The sequence below is a fragment of the Bacteroides rodentium JCM 16496 genome (assembly GCF_000614125.1).
GTDB lineage: Bacteria > Bacteroidota > Bacteroidia > Bacteroidales > Bacteroidaceae > Bacteroides > Bacteroides rodentium.
The window spans coordinates 1-19885 of sequence record NZ_BAKJ01000010.1; the positions used below are offsets into that span (position 1 = coordinate 1).

10 protein-coding genes and 2 pseudogenes are annotated in these 19885 nt (G+C 44.4%); 2 read left to right on the plus strand and 10 right to left on the minus strand.

The window, feature by feature from the left end; genetic code table 11:
* Positions 1 to 120 precede the first annotated feature (120 nt).
* From JCM16496_RS06205 to JCM16496_RS06220, 4 genes and pseudogenes are all read right to left on the minus strand, one after another.
* Positions 121 to 1340 (minus strand): annotated as a pseudogene (locus tag JCM16496_RS06205) (glycoside hydrolase family 88 protein).
* A gap of 12 nt (positions 1341 to 1352) precedes the next feature.
* Positions 1353 to 3002 (minus strand): glycoside hydrolase family 43 protein, encoded by a 1650-nt coding sequence (locus JCM16496_RS06210; RefSeq protein WP_025833073.1) that lies wholly within the window; start codon positions 3000 to 3002, stop codon positions 1353 to 1355.
* Between the two features lie 40 nt (positions 3003 to 3042).
* Positions 3043 to 4956 carry a glycoside hydrolase family 97 protein gene (locus tag JCM16496_RS06215; RefSeq protein ID WP_244440265.1) on the minus strand — a complete coding sequence of 638 codons (1914 nt, stop codon included), beginning with the start codon at positions 4954 to 4956 and terminating at the stop codon, positions 3043 to 3045.
* Between the two features lie 97 nt (positions 4957 to 5053).
* Positions 5054 to 6709, minus strand: coding sequence for a hypothetical protein (locus tag JCM16496_RS06220; RefSeq protein ID WP_025833077.1), 1656 nt, complete (start codon positions 6707 to 6709; stop codon positions 5054 to 5056).
* Between the two features lie 187 nt (positions 6710 to 6896).
* On the opposite strand from JCM16496_RS06220, the pseudogene JCM16496_RS06225 reads away from it, so the two are divergent.
* Positions 6897 to 8352, plus strand: a pseudogene (locus JCM16496_RS06225) (glycosyl hydrolase family 28 protein).
* Between the two features lie 112 nt (positions 8353 to 8464).
* Here the strand turns inward: JCM16496_RS06225 and JCM16496_RS06230 are convergent.
* Positions 8465 to 8782 carry a hypothetical protein gene (locus tag JCM16496_RS06230; RefSeq protein WP_025833079.1) on the minus strand — a complete coding sequence of 106 codons (318 nt, stop codon included), beginning with the start codon at positions 8780 to 8782 and terminating at the stop codon, positions 8465 to 8467.
* A gap of 117 nt (positions 8783 to 8899) precedes the next feature.
* Between JCM16496_RS06230 and JCM16496_RS06235 the strand changes: the two genes are divergently transcribed.
* Positions 8900 to 10624, plus strand: coding sequence for an AAA family ATPase (locus JCM16496_RS06235; RefSeq protein ID WP_025833081.1), 1725 nt, complete (start codon positions 8900 to 8902; stop codon positions 10622 to 10624).
* Between the two features lie 707 nt (positions 10625 to 11331).
* Here the strand turns inward: JCM16496_RS06235 and JCM16496_RS06240 are convergent.
* The 5 genes from JCM16496_RS06240 to JCM16496_RS06260 are packed head-to-tail and all read right to left on the minus strand — an operon-like array spanning position 11332 to position 19884.
* Positions 11332 to 12741 (minus strand): alginate lyase family protein, encoded by a 1410-nt coding sequence (locus JCM16496_RS06240; protein WP_025833082.1) that lies wholly within the window; start codon positions 12739 to 12741, stop codon positions 11332 to 11334.
* A gap of 11 nt (positions 12742 to 12752) precedes the next feature.
* Entirely contained in the window at positions 12753 to 14321 is a 1569-nt protein-coding gene (locus JCM16496_RS06245) for a DUF4979 domain-containing protein (protein WP_025833083.1), read from the minus strand.
* A 39-nt stretch (positions 14322 to 14360) separates the two neighbouring features.
* Positions 14361 to 16082: a RagB/SusD family nutrient uptake outer membrane protein gene (locus tag JCM16496_RS06250; RefSeq protein ID WP_025833084.1), complete on the minus strand. Its 1722-nt coding sequence runs from the start codon at positions 16080 to 16082 to the stop codon at positions 14361 to 14363.
* Positions 16083 to 16094: 12 nt separating this feature from the next.
* Positions 16095 to 19322, minus strand: a complete 3228-nt coding sequence (locus tag JCM16496_RS06255; protein WP_025833086.1) for a SusC/RagA family TonB-linked outer membrane protein — start codon at positions 19320 to 19322, stop codon at positions 16095 to 16097.
* A gap of 46 nt (positions 19323 to 19368) precedes the next feature.
* Positions 19369 to 19884: an RNA polymerase sigma factor gene (locus tag JCM16496_RS06260; RefSeq protein ID WP_025833087.1), complete on the minus strand. Its 516-nt coding sequence runs from the start codon at positions 19882 to 19884 to the stop codon at positions 19369 to 19371.
* Between the last annotated feature and the right edge of the window lies 1 nt (position 19885).

The window sequence follows — 19885 nt, forward strand, 5'->3', positions numbered from 1 at the left end:
TAAAGGAGAGAAAGGAACACAAATTACACGAATTACACAAATATTTTTTATAGGATATTTATTATCAGCATATTATCTTTCTGCAAATTTGTGTAATTCGTGTAATTTGTGTTCTAATATTCATTTTGACACATCCTCTTCTTCATTCAACTTTTTCAGCCTCAACAACGCCTCCATATAATAATAATCAGCATAAATGATAGAAGCGTCAATTTCCGACTTAGCAGGCCAGTGCCCGGTGGAATGCAACAAGAAAGAAGATTTACTTTTTCCACTTTGATATTTATCCGAACTAAGACTCTTCAACATCTTTATGGCGGCATCCTTGTATTCCATCCCCTTTTCAACAGGCAGATAAGTGGAAAGTTCCAGCAAGGCAGAAGCCACTATAGCAGCAGCAGATGCATCACGCGGTGATTCGGGAATGGACGGATCGTTGAAGTCCCAATAAGGTACATAATCTTCCGGCAGATTCTGAAGATACACATCCGTCACTTTCTGTACAAAATCCAGATAGCGCACATCTTTTGTCTCACGGTAGATGGTAGTATATCCATAAATACCCCAAGCCTGCCCCCGGGCCCACATTGTATTATCCGCATACCCCTGATGAGTACAGCCCCGGATAAAATCACCGGTAAGAGTGTCATAAACCGCTACATGATAAGAAGTATAATCCGGACGGAACTGATACATCATTGTCTTGTCGGCATGAGAAATGGCTATATCTGCCAAATATGGATTACCGCCATTCTTGCCGCCCAAAACAACATCTCCAAGTTAATCAAATTGTCCATTATCGTATTATGTCCACCAAACATTTCTACATTACGCGGCCAAGAAAGAATCGTACCGACGCGGGGATTGAATAAGGTAGCCAAAGTATCGGCTGTATTCAGAACAACCTGCTTATATTCGGGATTATGGGTCAACCGATAACCATTCCCGTAACTGCAGAATATCAAGAAACCCAAATCATGGTCGAAAGCAGGGGTTTCGGAAAGAAATTTCAGAGAAGAAGTGAACTTCTCAGCTTCACTCTTAATCTTTTCATCTCCCGTATATTCATAATCATACCATAAAATTCCGGGCCAGAAGCCACTGCACCACTCATCCTTCGTTGCCTTGCGGCAATTCCAGTCACACTGGTCATCCATAATGTTACGGGGCATCATCGTGTAGTCTATTTTTCCTTCCTTTCCACGCATAACGTCCAAGGTGCGATTCACCTGGCGGTTACAATAATCCAGTTCCTTATCAACATCCAACTCCTCTTTTGAAGTTGAACAAGCAGCAAGCAAACATAATCCCAGGCCTGCCAATAGATTTTTTGTCTTCATATATTTTATTTTTTATTTTTCAATGTGAAACCAGTCAGCATCCACCCAGCCCCTATCCTTACCATAGGGTGCTGTACTAAACAAACCTAATTTAGCACCTATCCACTTTCCCTGCCGGGCTGTGAAAGGTTCACCGGCCGTTTTGAACTTCTTACCATCCAGACTATAATAGAAACGGCAAATACCTTCTTTACCAACCGTTACCCGCAAGTAGATATCCCTTTCATAGTTAGGGAACAGCCCTGCTTCAAGTTTCCTACTCACCGGCAATTTCACCAAACTGATAGCAGTCTCCCGATTCTTCTGCTCAGCATCTTTACAGATGACCTGTTTCAAGACAAACCGCTCACCCTCTTTTTCAACACCTATGTAACAATAATCCCATCCCATCACGATAAGACCGGACTGCTGACCGTCAGCTTTTGCCACAACTTTCAGTTTCGTGGTAGCCGTAAATTCCTCTGCGGGAAATTTCTGCAACAGCAAGTTCGGAACTTCCCAGAAATTCACAAAGTCTTTTGACAAGACATGTCCGTAGACACGCATATATCCCAAATCGGATGTAAATCCAAAAGCATCCTGATAATTAGCATGCCACTCCCATTGTAACCCCAAATCCCGAGAATTGAATTCATCGCTTTCTACCGGTGTCTCCACAACGTAGCTTCTGCCGACATTCGGTTTCCGATACCGTCTCACGGGGTCACCGCAACCATCATTGTCATCATCTTCTCCTATCACAGGCCAGTCATTAATCCATTGCATCGGATTCAGATGAATGACCCGCCCATACATCCCCTTATCCTGAAAATGTACGAACCAGGATTCTCCGGTATTTGTCTCTACCCAAGCTCCCTGATGAGGACCGTTAATATCTGTCTGTCCTTGAGCCATCACTATTTTCGATTCGTAAGGACCGTATACATTCTTGGAGCGGAGTGCCAACTGCCAACCGGTAACTACTCCACCGGCCGGAGCCAGTATATAATAATACCCATTACGTTTATAAAACTTAGGTCCCTCTATCGTATGGTTTACACCGTCATTACCATCAAAAACAAGTACCGGCCTGCCGATAACCTCTGTCCCCTCCGAATTCATCTCACATACCGTGATTACACTATTGAAAGCAGCCCTGCTTCCTGCCCATGCATGAACCAGATATACCTTTCCATCCTCATCCCACAAAGGGGCAGGGTCTATCATGCCTTTACCTGCTTTGACCAATACCGGTCGTTCCCATTCCCCTAACGGATTATCTGTCTTCACCATAAAAATACCGAAGTCCGGATCTCCCCAATAGATGTAGAACAGACCATCATGATAACGAATAGAAGGAGCCCATACTCCCTTCCCATGCTGCGGCTTTGCATAGAACTCTTCCGAAACAAGGGTTCTCAATGCATAATTCACTAACTGCCAGTTCACCAAATCCTTTGAATGAAGAATCGGCAACCCCGGAGTACAATTGAAACTGGAGGCAGTCATGTAGAAATCATCACCCACCGCGCAAACGTCAGGATCGGAGTAATCGGCGTGCAACACCGGATTGATATAAGTACCGTCTTTCCGGTCGGCAACCCATACCTGCGAAACATATTGTCCATACACACCCTGGCAAATCCCCGATGCCAGAACTAATATCAAAAGAACTTTTACCATAACACTGAATACGCATAAAGAGAGAATTACACCTAAACCATTACATTATTTTTCCTTTATAACGCCGATACTTCGCTGCTTCCTTTGCATCTATCGGAACGAAGCGGGCAGCTGCTCCCCCACTTGGCTTCAAGTCAAACGTCATGGTCATGGAAGTGTCCACCAGCAGATAGCTGCATTTCACTTGTGTACGCGTCTTCACCTTATCCCCGCCATCTGTATAGACAGAGGCCAGGTAAGTCTTTCCCTTATCCAGAAAAGATAGAGAGATTTCTTCTTGTGAGCCTTCGTTATTGGTCATTGCCCCCAGGAACCATTCTTCTCCTTTACGACGTACCATTGTTATATTCTTACCGGGAGCGCCATCCAATACTCTCGAATCATCGAATACAGTCTCCAGATTCTCAAACCACTCAATTTCCGGCTCTCCTTGATAAAAAGAAGGCTTGTCATACCAGAAAATGGTTTGCAAAGGACTGTAAAATACAAGTGAAGCCGCCAACTGATGAGCATGTGTAGTCTTCAACCGTTTATCGAAATAACAGATAGTATAATCTGCCGCACCGTTAATCATTCGGGTAAAGGGCAATGTAACATTATGTGTAGCATCCGGGAACTCTTCATTTCCACAGATTCCTTCCTGAGTCAGCAAGTTAGGATATGTGCGACTGAAACCAGACGGTCGGAACTCATCATGGATATTCATCATCAAATGGTTCTCTGCTGCCAAACGCACTAAATCGTGCACCCAAGTGGCCCACCGGTGGCTGGCATACTGAACAAAACCGGATTTAACTCCTACGATACCCCACTGGCGCAATATCGGGAAAAGCTCACGTGCCTGCTTCATCAAGGCGTGCTGGTTGACATACACCCAAATACCTACTCCTTTCTCCCTACCATAAGCAACGACACGAGGCATATCCAATTTTGATACCACTTTCGTTGCATCACCATCGTGCGAAGTACAAGGCAGATACCATAACCAGTCAAAAAGCATATAAGGGATATTATGCTCTGCACAAAAATCAATCGTAGCGATAGCCCCTTCGGTAGTAATGGTCGTTTCACGCATAATCTTACCGGGCTTCACCCAGTCGGCAGCATCTGCTATCTCACAAGGCGGATTCAGATTTTCTATAATGCTGTTGTTCTCCAGCAGCTCGCCGGGAGTTTCTGCCGCCATTATCACTTTCCAAGGGGTAGCATAGTACGTAACAATATCTACCGGACTATACATTACGGAGGTCAATGTATTCGGTTTCTTTTCCGAAGCCAGGAACTTAGTCAGGCACCAATCATCCACATCGGCATCGGTCAAGGCCATCCAAATCCCGTTGGGCAACTCTACGGTCAGGGCACGTTCCACGGGACACTCGATATCATTGATGTCAAGATGCTCAAAAAAAGCCTGCGCCCATTGTTCTGTCCATGCTTTTGAGCCTGCCGGAAAAGTATATTCCGTCAAGTCTCCCACTACTTTATGAAATATCGCTTTGGGATGCTCAGGAAAGAAGTACCGGAAAGCAATACCTTCATTATAAGCACGAACTTCAATATCAAGTCGATAGCCGGAACCATCCTTCTTTGACAAATGCATGATAGCGGTATTATAAGCATCACGTATCACACTGCGTTCTCCATAAAGAGGCTGCCAAGTCTTATCTACAGTCGGCAGAGTGGTAACCGAATCGACTTCCAAATTATCCATCCAGCAAGCTGGTTGTTTCAAACTACGAACTCCAAGTGCCATTTCCCAGATGCGGTTATCCATTTCCAAACCTGCACGTGAGTTCTCTATTACCGGCTGACCTTTGTAGTCTACCTGATAATATATTTCATTTATACCCGGAGTTGTCTGCTGCTGACGAAACGTAACCATCTGCTCACCATTCGGAGACAACAATCTCAAATCTTTGGAGTTATCTGCCCAGCAGAAGCCATACAAAGCAATGCACCAAAAAGAATTCCAACCTTCTTCATATCCATTTATCACTTTTTTATTATGAATACGAATGAAGGTTGGAATTTACTTAATCCAGTCTATAAAATTAGGGATGATTTATAAAAAAACTACGCTCTACCGGTTCAGCAGTCTGTATCTTTCCCACCAGTCCATACTGCCATGCAACAACGGTCACCTTCAGCGGGAAACGGCTTCGGGGAGGGATTCCGGTAAATACCAGCCTGTTTCCTTCCACCTTTGCCGGTCCTTCCTTTACGTAATAATAAACCGGCAGTCCAGAATCGGAAGTTGCACATAAAGGTACAGAGGAAGTTCCTAACGATACATCTTCCATACTTGGAAAGCAGATACTTTGTCTCCGCCCTTCCGTCAAAGGATAGGGAATGTTGATATTGAATTCTTGTACACACTCCTTATACTTATGATCACCGGCCGCACTTGCCACAAATGTCATACTCGAGGTCCGCCTTTTGTTTTCAGTACCCATGCGATAAAAGTCGAGAACAAACGTCGTGTCATCGATCTGCTTTACCGGGCCACAAATGCGGTCGATACGAGGCTTGGCTGCGGAATGGTTGTTAAGCGTTGATGCACGAAGGCTGTCTGTATAGACTGCTTTCAGATGAAAAGTTACACCATCCGGTTCCGGACAGAAAGGAGCGGAAAGTGTCACATGAGACTTCGGATTATACGAAACCAACTTTCCTGACTGCATAAAGCTTACATATTGTGGTAATAGGTCATGCTCCTGCCTATAAATACTTTCTGTCAATTCAGCCATTTCACGGTCAAAATACCAGAAAGCATCATGTTTATCCCCCTTATATTGCCGGTAAGGCGCAGGAACAGCACGCCGGGGCTGCTTTGCCAGACGTGCAGTACGGACTTCCCCTTGAGGTTCGTCGGTCCCCGTACGCCAACGCTCGGCAAGCCAGCCGTCGCGAGGATTCAGTTTCTTCAGTGGCACGGAGTGTTTCGGGTCCATTGTTTCCGGCAATCGTTGTTCCACAGCCTTTTGCAAGAAGACACCTATATATTCTGCTGTACGGTCCGCTACATCAAAATGCCCACGCCCGGCATCACACAGGAAAGAGATACAACTTTCAGGATACATCATCCGAAAAGCCAAAGCCGGATTGACACGCGCCTCCCACCACTCATATTCTCCTTCAACCATCAATCCTGGAATACCGTCGATGTTGCGTGTACGTCCCCACTCCAGATTAGCACGGCCATAGCCACAAAGATTGGTACGCGGCGCATCTCCATGATAGGAAACAATCGCCAAAGTACGTTCCGGATTCCAAGCGGCAAAGTTCCAAGGAAAGGTAGCCATAGCCGAATGCCCCAAAGGAACAATCGGAGCAAATTTCAGTTCCTCGTATCCACTGATATCCGCCAAATCATCGAGAGCAGCAAACAGTGCCTCATTACAGCCAGTAGTCACATCCCAGGGAAAATCAAGGATGGGGGTTATCCAGACCAAAGCTATACCCGCTTCCTGCATCTTCTTTCTGAAATGAGGGTTATCAAACAAGGTTTCCTCACACATATTATGCTGCCCCACCACCACAGCTTTTACCTGCCTGCAGTCAGTCGGTATCCATAAGAAAGCCTCCGGATGAGCATCCGTCTCAGCCGAAACGACCGAAGGTATCTCTACCGACCATTGCCATTCTGCCGCCTTAAGAGAAAAACAGAGAAATAGCAGGACGAAAGTAATCAATTTGTTGTTCATCATATTTTCCTTATGTTTTATATATATCTACGAACGAAGTGAAAAAACCACCCAAAGCCACTTGGATATTCGCAAAAATACGCTTTCTTTTCAATAAACATATAAAGATAAAATTTCATCCGGTTATTAAGTGAATTCTGCCCGTAAAGCGTATTTTTATAATAAGAAAAATATAAAAACATGTATACCTATGAAAGTAAAGAAACTGCTAATCATGGCAGGCATCCTGCTCGGAACTTCCGGCATTGCCTGCGCACAACATCAATTAGTGACCTATCCGGCAGCTCAAGAAGCGGAGTTGAAGAACGATTTCACCGTCAAAGTACGCGAACCTGGCAAGGCATGGAAAATCATCCCCACCTACCCCGTCAAAGTAGATGAAGTAAAGGAAGCAAAACATCATGTGGAAATAGCTTCCATGAGTTACTTCGACTTTGCCGGAGAAGTGGAAGTGTCGGTCACTTCCAACAAAGGAGAAATCAATACCGGCAGGATACGTCCCTTGTCATACGGCATAGCCCCGGAAATCAGTGGCAATACCCTCACCTTCAAGCTCGACCGGCCGCGCAACTTGTCGGTAGAGGTGAATGGAGATATTTTCCACAACCTTCATCTGTTTGCCAACCCGATAGACTGCAACAATCCGTTGAAACCAGGTATGAATCCTAAGAAGCTGAAGAAAGACAGCAACCTGATTTACTTCGGTCCGGGCATGCACCAACTACCGGGCGACACGTTGGACGTCCCTTCGGGCAAGACCGTCTATATTGCCGGAGGAGCCATCGTAAGAGGATGTATCCGGGCAAAGAATGCAGAAAACGTCCGGATTCTCGGACGTGGGGAGGTACATCCCGAAAAACGTGGAGAAGGCATCTACATCATCAACTCCAAAAACATCGAAGTAGAGGGAGTGATTACCACCCAATGCCCCACCGGCGGTTCGGATAGCGTGACCATACGGAATGTAAAAGCCATCAGCTCGTACGGCTGGGGAGACGGGATGAATGTGTTTGCCAGCAACAACGTACTGTTCGACGGTGTCTTCTGCCGCAACTCTGATGACTGCACCACCGTCTATGCCACCCGCAAAGGTTTCAAGGGGGATGCAGGAACATCACCATGCAGAACTCCACACTCTGGCAGATGTTGCCCATCCCATCTTCATCGGCCTTCACGGTGACACCGAAGGGCAGGAAATCATGGAGAACCTGAACTACATCAACATCGATATCCTGGACCACAAAGAAAAGCAGGTGGACTATCAAGGATGCATGTCCATCAATGTCGGGGACAACAACCTCGTGCGCAACGTACGTTTTGAGAATATCCGTGTGGAAGATTTCCGTCAAGGCCAACTCGTCAACCTGCGCATCTTCTTCAACAAGAAGTATTGTGCAGCACCGGGCAGAGGAATCGAAAATGTGCTCTTCAAGGACATCACCTACAACGGGCAGAATGCCGAACTATCCCTGATTGCCGGATATAATGAAGAGCGGAAAGTAAAGAACATCCGTTTCGAAAATCTCCGCATCAACGGAAAAGTGATTTACGACGACATGCCGGACAAGCCCAAATGGTACAAAACGGGAGATATGGCACGCTTCTTCATCGGAGAACATACCGAAGGAGTGACGTTTACGAAGTAATGGCAATAGCCTTGTCCGCATCATCCGGCCAGTAGCGCTCTCCGTGGCAGACAGCATTCATGGCTTGTGCGTGAACAAGGCTATTTCCCATCTACAACAAAAGAACTATTAATCAAGAACTTATCGCTGCAAAGCCAATGCATTCCTTTTGCAGTGGCGCTGCAAAGGTGTTGCAGAACGACTGCAAACCGTAATGCAGTGGCGCTGCAAAGGCGTTGCAGTACGACTGCAAACCGTAATGCAGTATCACTGCAAAGGCGTTGCAGAACGACTGCAAACCGTAATGCAGTAGCACTGCAAAGGTGTTGCAGAATGACAGCAAACCGTAATGCAGCAAGAAGCAGCCGTGGTGCAAAGCACTTACATAGCAGATGAAAAGGTCTTTCGAGTCGGCAGGACAAGCGCCTTCTTCATAGGTCACAGCAAACATATAAGCATCCGTAAACCAACCATCCTATCAAACATGCGTACAACTTTTTTACGATGATATTTGTTCTTATTGAGAATTAGGACTACATTTGTGACTGAATATCAAATCCTCGAACGTATGCAAGCGACTATCACCATCCCCTACGCCATCGCCGACTTTGCCGAGCTGCGCGAACGCGGTTTCTACTATGTAGACAAGACCAAGTTCATCCACAGGCTGGAACATTACAAAGCCCCCGTATTCCTGCGCCCCCGACGCTTCGGAAAAAGCCTGCTGGTGTCCACCTTGGCATATTATTATGACATCAACCATGCCGGTCGATTCGAGCAACTGTTCGGTGACACGTATGTGGGCACCCACCCCACTGACGAACGAAACCAATACATGGTGATGCGCTTCGACTTCTCCAAGCTGGTGCTGGCGGACAACTTGGAAAAGCTGGAAGAAAATTTCAACAATATGCTATGCCCCGGCATCAATATGTTTGTAAAAGGGACAGCCCGATATCCGCGTTTCTTTGAGGGATTCGCTTTCCGTAGCATGGAGAGTGCTTCCGGCATGCTGACAGACATTCTGGACTGGGTGAAAGGGAACAACCTGCCCAAGCTCTACATCCTCATCGACGAGTACGACAACTTCACCAACCAGCTGCTCACCGCCTACAAGGACCCGCTCTACGAGGAAGTCACCACCAGCGAAAGCTTCCTGCGCACCTTCTTCAAGGTGATAAAGGCGGGCATCGGCGAAGGCACCATCCGCACCTGCTTCTGCACCGGCGTGCTGCCCGTCACCATGGACGACCTGACCAGCGGATACAACATAGCCGAGATACTGACCCTTAAACCGGAATTCACCGAAATGCTCGGCTTCAACCACGACGAAGCCTCCGCCTACCTGCGCTACGTCATCGACAAATATGGTGAAGAAAAAGGCAACTTCGAAGAACTTTGGCGGCTGATATTGAACAACTACGACGGATACCGCTTCCTGCCCGATGCACGACCGTTGTTCAACTCCACCATACTGACCTACTTCTTCAAGAACTTCGCCGAACTGAAAGGTGGCATCCCCAATGAAATGGTGGACGAGAACCTGCGCACCGACATCGGATGGATCTGCCGGCTGACCATCACCCTGGAGAATGCCAAGGAGATGCTAGACTCGCTCGTCATTGACGACGAACTCATATACTCCCTGCCCGACCTGCGCAGCAAGTTCAACAAGCAAAAGTTCTTCGACAAGCAGTTCTATCCCATCAGCCTCTACTACTTGGGAATGACAACACTGAAGAACGCATTTAAGATGCGCCTGCCCAACCTGACGATGCGCAGTGTCTACATGACCTACTACAACGAGATGAACCGCATCAGCGACGATGCCCGCCGGTTCGTCCCTGCCTATGAACGTTTTATGGACAACCGCCTGCTAGAACCGCTAATCGAGAACTATTTCCAAGAATACCTCGGCCAGTTCCCCGCCCAAGCCTTCGACAAGATGAACGAGAACTTCATCCGCTGTTCCTTCTACGAGGTGCTGACCCGCTACCTGAGCAATTACTACACCTTCGCCATCGAGCAGAACCTCCATTCGGGACGTGCCGACCTGGTGCTGACGGGAATTACAGGCACTTCGTTCCACAACGATTGCCGTGTGGTGGAGTTCAAATACTTCAAGGCAAGGGATGCCAGGAAGATAAAAGCCCTCACCGCACCACAACCCGAAGATGCGGAACAGGTGAAGGCATACGCCGATGACATCAATCGGGAGTTCTGCAACTACCGGATGAAGTCGTATGTGGTGTACATCGCTGCTGGAAAGGCATGTCGGATATGGGAGGTATGACTTCTGTTAACTCTTACCTTAAATTACGGTCGAAAAGAAATGGTTTGCGAATTTAGTAAAACAGAATTGATTTGCAAAAAATTACTGACGTAGTATAATTGATGCTCATAAAATTACGTGCCCTGATTTTTGCAATATATTTCTATTTGACTATAACTCCCAGCAGAGCAAAGTTGAGTAATTCCCCCAGCCTGTCCGAGAACTTATATCTGCTATCGCTTTGATGCGGATAAAGCAGATTAAGCGAATAAGAATATTAAAAAATCCGATTAATCCGCTTAATCAGTGTCTAAAAATTATCAAAAAAAAAAGCAGACCCAAAGTTTTCGGACAGCCTCCCCCCTTTACCTCCCCCTAACTCTCCAAACAAAAATATTCGCAGAATATTTCTGCTTGACTATAGAGCCTATTTAAAATTTCTTGAAATAATTTCTTATGAGCATTTTCTAAACTTGTCTTCGGTTTTTTCTCCTTTCGCATTTGTCACATAGCCCGCTATGCTCCTCATGCGAAAGAAGAAAAATCCTCAAAAACAACTCATAGAAAAAAGCTCCAAGAAAATTTAAACAGGCTCTAATACAGTAAAAGGCTTCTGTGCCAGTTTCAAGCAGCAGAAGCCTTTTATCACTACAGACCTATTGAGTCAAATCAATCAGTGTTATCAAATCACTACTCAGAATTTTGTTCCAAGCAGGTTTTGCAACAACTTATTCACGATACAACATCAGTGTACCCCAGCCGAGCTGGTCGAAGGCACCGCTATTCGTACCATAACGGCTATTACCATCCACACCGCCTTCGGGACGCATCTTATTGGCAGCCATTTGAGCATATTTATAACCACCGCCCAAATTCTTCACCTTGGCATAGTGGTTGTAAAGTATTTCCCAGCCTGGACGCAAGCTTCCACGCCCTTTATCATCAGCTACCTGCGTATGAATAGCCGAATGATTCTTATCCTTGCAACTGCAATCCACACAATATTTATATTCATCAAACGGCATTTTTGCTTGTGTTATCAGCCATGAACCGGATGCGTTCAATTGGTCATTACCATCACGCAAATTGAAAAGCGCCGTATACTCTCCCATTTTCATCACCGCATTATCGTTGGCAGCAAAGAAATCGAGCTGGGTGACAGACGAATTGCATAGATACAATGTATAAGCCATCTGGCAAAGATTAGCCGTTACGGCTACCGACATCATGGCATGTCCCTGGTCGCGGCCACTTTCCTGGTTCTGGGCAATCTCTTCGCCACTTCCCAACGGGTCTGAGAAAGCACCTTGAAGAAGATTCTTGACACAACCGTTTCCGCCTCCACCATGGAAATAATTTACCACATAGTTCACCATATCATCATTTTCCGTCAGAACACCAATGGCAAAATAAGAGCAGAGATTGACCAAATCCCAATTAGACCAATAGTGATATATGCAATCTTGAGTACCCTGATACCAATGATATTTCAAAAACTGTTCGTTCTTTGAAGCGAAAACATCCAACATCCATTCTTTAAATTTGGCAAAATCCGTAGCAGACCACCCTTCGTAAGAACGCATAATTTCACCGGCATTGGCAAAGGTATATCCTTGTGCACCAGCAGCTAGCATCTGGTTAGCATCATTTGACTTGATGCCCTTACAGGTCTTCACCCAATCGTTCATTACCTTGACCGAAGCATCGGCATATTTGCTATCACCCGTCAGCTTCCACAAAAGAGCCATTTGATAAGCCGCTGCTGCATCATTCATCGCTTCCTGATAGTGTTCTTTACCATCCGAAGTAATACCTGCCCCATCACCACGAACGATATATTCCAACGGAGTAGCCGTATAACCGGGAACCGTATAACGGCTATTCTTCAACAAAGAAAATTCATCTTTTACCACTTGCGGCGCAGTACCGTCATCAAGCATTTTCTTTACTCGGTCAAAATCTACTTGATTGAACATTGCACACGGATGACTATAGGTATATTGCGCTACTACCGGAGTGTAAATTTCCTCTTCATCGGGCATGGTCAAATCAACCGTTCCAAATTCATTCTCTCGGCAAGAGGTCTGCACTGCCACCAGCAGTGCAAGACTTATTGAAGTTAATATTCTATATTTCATAAAGGTTGTTTTCATTTAATTGTTTCATAAGTCAATCCTTCCGAAGTAATATACTTTTTCAAATCATCCATACTCTTGAAGGTTTGCACCCAATAAACATTGTAAGTCACTTGCTCGGTCAATGTAGCAATATCAGCATATTTAAACTGCATAGAAGTAAATTTGGCGACTTCACCAGTAGGCAAAATTCCACCGGTAGCCCACTTTTGCAAAGTCAAGTCATAAATAAATACATGGCTACCATCACTGCATTTATAATCGTGAAGCCATTTGTTGTTATTGCCATCCAGACCACCTTTATAATCGACACCGGCACAAGTACCTACAGCATCAAAAGTGATGTTTCTCGCGGTTACGCTTTCATATTTATCTTTAATATCATCCATACGAATAGCAAAAATAGGATATTTACCTGCATGAAGCCAAACCGGAGTATCCCAGCATTTGAAGTCACCCCGTTGTTTGGTGGCATTCTGTGTATAAGTGGTAACCGTCAGATAACCATCATGCCATACATGGGAAGAGGAAGTTCCATTACCCGACTGTTTAGCGTTATACCACCCATAATTATTCTCATCACGGAAAAGCTCACGAACCAATCCTTCCTCCAAATGCAATGTAATAGCATCACTCTTACCCGTCTCGGGACAAGTAGCCGTAATAGTTACATCGCCAAATATACCTTCACGGTTGAATGTCACGACTCCGCCCTGTACCGTTGCAATTGTTTCGTCACTTGATGTCCATTGGATTAATGATTTTGTACAATCTACCGGCACTGTCGTATAGTTCAACTTAACACTCTTTTCGCCTATTGCAAATACATACCCCCTATCTGCAGCACAACTCTGGTCAATGAACACCTCTTGTGGCTGTACAATCTGATTAACAGTGATTTCCTTGAAAGCTACCACATTTCCACCATCCAAAGAAGTTGCTGTAATGGTAACTTTAGCATGGATTTCATCATTTACCAATCCGGTAACCAATCCATTTGCATCCACTGTAGCAGCTTTTTCATTAGAGCTGCTCCATTTCACAGTCTTATAAGTAGCATTTTCAGGAGCAATAACTACAGCAAACTGAAGGGTTTCACCTGCATATACTTCATCGGCAGAAGAGGCCAAAGTCAACGATTCAGCCTTCACCATCTCATTTACCACAACAACCTTCAATGTAGAAGCAATATTACTTCCCGAATAATAAGCATCAGGTGCCACTTGAATCACAGCATAACCGGTGCCACTGCCACTGACGGCTGTCAAATTGCCATCAGCATCCACCGTAGCCACGCTTTCATTACTCGATGTCCATTTCACTTCCTTGAACGTAACGTCATCCGGTGCAATGATAAATCCTAACGCTACCTTTTCTCCTTTTACCAACGGCAGTGTCATTGCTCCTTGTTCGTCTTTATACACTAGAGGACGTATGTCAGCTGGAAGAACCATCTCTACTGAAGCCGGATAGCTGGCAGCAGATAATTCGGCAAATTCGTCGTCATTACTACAAGCAGTAAAGGAAGCAGAAAGTGCAGTCATCAACAAGCCCCCCAATCCATATTTAAATATATCTTTCATACTCTTCATTTCTTTAAAATCATTATTAATTCCATTATTTTATTTCCAACCCGGATTTTGTTCCAACTGCGGATTGAGCTGCAACTGATCGGAAGGCAACGGATAAAGATACAGTTTGTCATTCCATACCCGATTCGTATAGAGTACAAGAATACCATCTGCATTTACAGATTTTCCCGGATTATTCCAATTGGTTTCAAACCAAGTTCCCGTAAATTGTACTCCCAATTGGTCTTGCGGCATTTCTACTGCCGCCGTGGCCCAACGCTTAAGGTCATCTATACGATGTCCTTCAAGAACCAATTCTACAGTACGCTCACGACGGATTTCTTCACGCATAGAAAGACCGTGTGCAACAACAAGACTATTACTCAGTTTAGGCATCGAGGGATTGACACGCTGACGGACCAAATTCAAAGAGTAGTCCAAGTCAGAATCAGAAATAGTTCCATCCAACTCGTAAGCAGCTTCCGCATAAGTCAACAGAACTTCCGCATAGCGGATTACCGGAAAGTCGTAACTTTCATAATAATCATCTACTTTACGCTCCGTACCCCATTTTTGGCATTGATAACCGCTACCGCTACGAACATTGGCAACCAAACAATCGGTAAGATCGGCATCAGTCCAAGTTGTACGCCACTTTCCGTCATTATTCCAATACTGCTCGCCATGATACAACATCGTGTTGTCCATCCGCCGGTCACGGTTTTGAAATTCATCAGCCACTCCCTTATAGCCCTTAAAATTGGAAGACTTTTCAATAGGAAGCCCATCCGAACAAAGATAGAGTTCAGCCAACTTACGAGTAACATAACAAGCATTACCAACCATCCCATGTGTTAGGTTATAAGCCGTCTTATCACCATTACGATGACGTTTCACAAAAATATACTCTGTATTGTCTGCCTTGGAAAGATTGGCCGGATTACATTGTGCGCCATCTTCCAATGTAAACATATAACGATAACTCTGGTCACCTAACGTTTCATGATAGAAAAGTTTATACTTACCGCTTTTAATAACTTCATTGGCTGCATTTTTGGCAATGGTTAGCAACTCCGTGCTCCGTGCTGTATTGGCTGTAGCATCCCTTCCTCCATTATGAAATTTCTGCCAAGTACCTTCATACAGAGCCACACGTGAAAGCATAGAAAGAGCTATATACTTATTCAAACGTCCAGCTTCCGTCGATGTCTCCGGAAGGGCTCCGGCAGCTTCCTGCAAATCTTTAATGATAAGGTCCACCACTTCACCACGATCATTTTGCGCACCATAAAGTTGTTCAGAATCAGTGTCCAATGGTTCAGTAACGATAATGGCATCGCCATAAATCTGCACTAACTCAAAATAAGCATAAGCACGGAAAAACTTTGCTTCAGCTACAGGAATAGCAATGGAAGCCGGATCACTGAACGACTCAGCATTCTTCAACAAGAGATTTGTATAATAAATACGTTTGTAATTAGTTCCATAATTCCCGTCACTAGAAGGAATCGTATTGGTCCCTTGGCTATAAGTATTTACAGAAGAGCCGCATACTAAGTCCGAACGGTAATCGCTGTGCACATTGTCGCCAATAGCCGTAACAAAATCAGATGTCCAACCATAAAATTGGTCTGCAAAAAGTTGAAAGTTGGAAGCTTTGTTCCAAACAGTGCTGTCACTCAAATTCGCTTTCGGCTCCAGGTCAAGACAAGAAGTTGCCACAACTGTAAAGGAAGAAAGACAAGCTATTTTAATGTACTGTTTCAGTTTCATATATCGATTGTTTTAGAAGGTTAAATTAACACCAAAAGTAAAGTTACGCGTAAAAGGATAACGTTTTACACCCTTAGCAGCTTGCTTCGCATCTTTCGAATCGAAAGCGGCAGCTTCAGGATCCCATCCATCCTTAATTTTGGTTGTTTCCCAAAGATCGGTACCGGTTGCATAAATACGCGCATTTTGCAGCACCTTCGTTTTCTTCAGCATTTTAGCCGGGAAAGTATAGCCAATGGTTAAGTTCTTCAGACGAAGATAACGACCATCCTGTGCCGTGAGTGAAGATGCCTGATAGTTCCAATTGTTGATATTGCTGTCACTCGTATAAGGGGCATAATATGCATTCCGGTTATCTTCAGCCCATGTGTTATCAATAGAAGCGGTACTTGTATTGGTATAATAGCCACGGAAAGGAACAGTCATATTGTCGATAGGACGATAGACAAAACGGTTTGCACTACCCTGGAAAATGACATTTACATCAAAACCTCTCCAATCGGCACCCCAATTAAATGAATAGGAGATTTCCGGTGTATCACTACCCAAATAGATGTAATCTTTCTCATCAATCTTACCGTCACCATTCTCGTCACAATACATATTATCACCCACCCGAAGGTTGGAAGGCATGTTCACGCCATTGTTCTCAAAATATTTGGCTTTATAGGCTTCCAATTGCTCTTCATTCTGAATTTTCCCTGCATAACGTAATCCAAAAATAGATTTTAACGGATATCCCTGCATCGTAGATTTATAACCGGAAGACAATACTGTTGTACCGCCATAATCAGTCAGTTCATTACGAGCAAAAGTAAAGGTTCCCCCTACATGAAAATTCACCCCTGCCACACTTCCGCGATAATTGATAGAACCCTCATATCCCCAGTCCTTGAATTTGCCGGCATTCATTTTAGGAGCCTTATCACCAAGTAAGGCCGGATAAGTAATATCAACCAGCATATTATCATTCTTCTTCAGAAAAGCTTCCACAGTACCGGTCAAGTTACCATTAAGGAAACCAAAGTCCACCGCCACATTGTAATTCTTGATACGCTCCCAATGACGGTTTGTAGAAGCCAAACTACCATCCGTTTTAATGTATGAGATTTTATCCGATCCGATGTAAGCACCATCACCGCCGGCAGAAACCAAATTATAGAACTGAATGCCATCATAATCGCTGATTCCGCTTTGATTACCAACTTCTGCATAAGAAGCACGAAGTTTCAATTCACTCAACCAGTCTACATCTCTCAAAAAAGTCTCTTGCTTCAATCTCCAACCTATTGATGCACCATAGAAAGCAGCCCAACGGTTAACAGGACGGAATTTAGAAGAGCCATCATAACGACCGTTCAATTCAAACAGATAACGACCGTCATAATCATAGTTGAAACGTCCGAAGTAGGACAGAACCGCAGTCTGGTATCTCTTTTCATCGCCGCTCAGTGTAATATCACCCGAACCATGGATAATCTCCAATCCTGTTTGAATATCCTTCGCTTTCACACCAAAGTAAGTATAATCCTTAAATTCATATTGTGCACCCACAGTCAAATTCAACTTATGCTTTTGTGCAAGCGTCTTGTTGGCAGCCAGATAACCGGAAAAAGAGTAGAAATCTGTTCTGGAGCTGGTCTGCGTATAAGAAGAGTTATCTTGTATAGGATCGGTACGTACTACCTTGTTACCCACATAATTATAATAGGTAATCGAATTCTCTACCTTGTCACGTTGAGCCGTACTCGTGTTATAACCGACATTAGCATTGGCAGTGAGCCAGTCTGTCAATTTCCAATTCAGCGTTTCACTAATATTAATGGCAGAAACTACCAGCTTGTTATCACCACCATACTCTGCTTTAGCAGCTGGAGACCCCCACGTACCCCAAGCATAAGGTTTGCCATTAAGTGATTCAAAGGCAAGTCCCGGCATAGGCAAGGTATTGGACAAAACCGCATCTACCATAGTAGGCACCACTTGATTCTGACGATTGTAAGCAATAGAGGATTCCAGCTTCAAATTATCAGTAAATTTGTAGGTATTGTTCACACGGAAATTATAACGTTGATTGTTGTTATCGCCAAATTGCAAAGTAGATCCATCATACAAATAATTCAAAGAAATACGATAGGAAGACTTTTCCGTACCTCCCGAAACACTCAAACTATGTTCCGTACTCCATGTATTGCCAAACAATGTTCCCAGCCAATCCACATCATCTGCAAAAACGAAATCGGACACATCTGTAAAGGCTGCTGTTCCAAAAGGATTGGCAGAGGTTTGCAAGTCAATGTATTGTCCTTTGTATTTTTGTGCCAACTCTGCATATGTATACCACACATTGCCTGTCTGGTCATCATTTCTTAAAGCTGTTTTCAATCCGTTTGCCCATTGATCAAGACTCATAGCCTCCTGCATCAAACCCACAGTTTTGAACGTGGCGTTGCCGCTATATTCCACTTTCACCTTTCCTTCAGCTCCCTTTTTGGTCGTAATCAGCATAACCCCTCCGGCAGCACGCGAACCATAAATTGCTGCGGAACCGTCCTTCAAAAAACTGATTGAAGCAATATCGTTGGAGTTAAGCAAACGAAGATCATTCACACCGTCACTTGCCACACCATCAATAATAATCAACGGATCTGTATTATTCATAGATACTGCACCACGCAGATTCAAGCTCCAGCTTTCATCACCCGGAGCAGAAGAACCACGGGTAATCATCACACCGGCTACCTGTCCCTGCAATGCCTGCAATGGACTGGAAAGGCTTCCCTTACCTTGAAAAGCTTTTTGGTCAACAGCAGTAACGGCACCCGTTAAGGATTCCTTCTTCATTGTACCATAACCCACAACAACAACCTCTTCCAACAACTCAGAATCCTCTTTCAGCACTATTTTCAGGCTGGTTTCAGTACCTTTTACCACAACCTCCTGTGATTTATAGCCTATAAACGAAACAATCAACGTTCCCTTTACGTTACTTAAACTAAAGTTTCCGTCAACATCTGTAATCGTGCCATTAGTTGTACCCTTCACCATTACATTGGCTCCAATAACAGGCTCACCGGTAACATCGACAACCACACCTTTCACCGTACCGGCTTGCATCACCGCCTGCGCACCATTGACATCGGCAAATGCCATCTGCGGACTACCCGCCAACAAAGCTGAAGCCATAGCCGCTGAGAATAAAATTCTTCTTGATGAGAACTTTAGAAACTCATTCTTCATAAACTTATAAATTTAAAATTAACACTATATTATTATCAATACCTAATTAGATACATTGTTTCAAATATTCCCGCACCTCTTTACGACTAATGAAAAGATGGTTTTCTACCGTACGGCGTGAAAGGTTCAGTTCTTCTGAAATATCTGTAACCGACTTGTCTTCAAAACGGCTCATAACATAAATCCTACGACGCTGTTGCGGAAGAAGTTCTATCCTCCGTTTTTCACAAGCCAATAAGTCATCAGCTTCTACACAAGACTCTACATCATTATGACCGGTCTCCACCATATCATACATATAAGAAGTCATCTCTTGCTTCTTATAGTAACGACGCAAATAATCAGTTACCAGATTGCGTGCAATGGTAAAAATGAAACATTTTACAGTATCGGGACGTAGCATCTGTTTATACTCCATCAAGCGCAAAAATACATCTTGGGACAAATCTTCAGCATCTTCTCTACTAGTGATTTTATAATAGATATACTGATAGACTGAATGATGGTAACTCATATAGGAGTTAGATATCAATTGAGTGGATGTAAGCGTAATGTCTTTCATG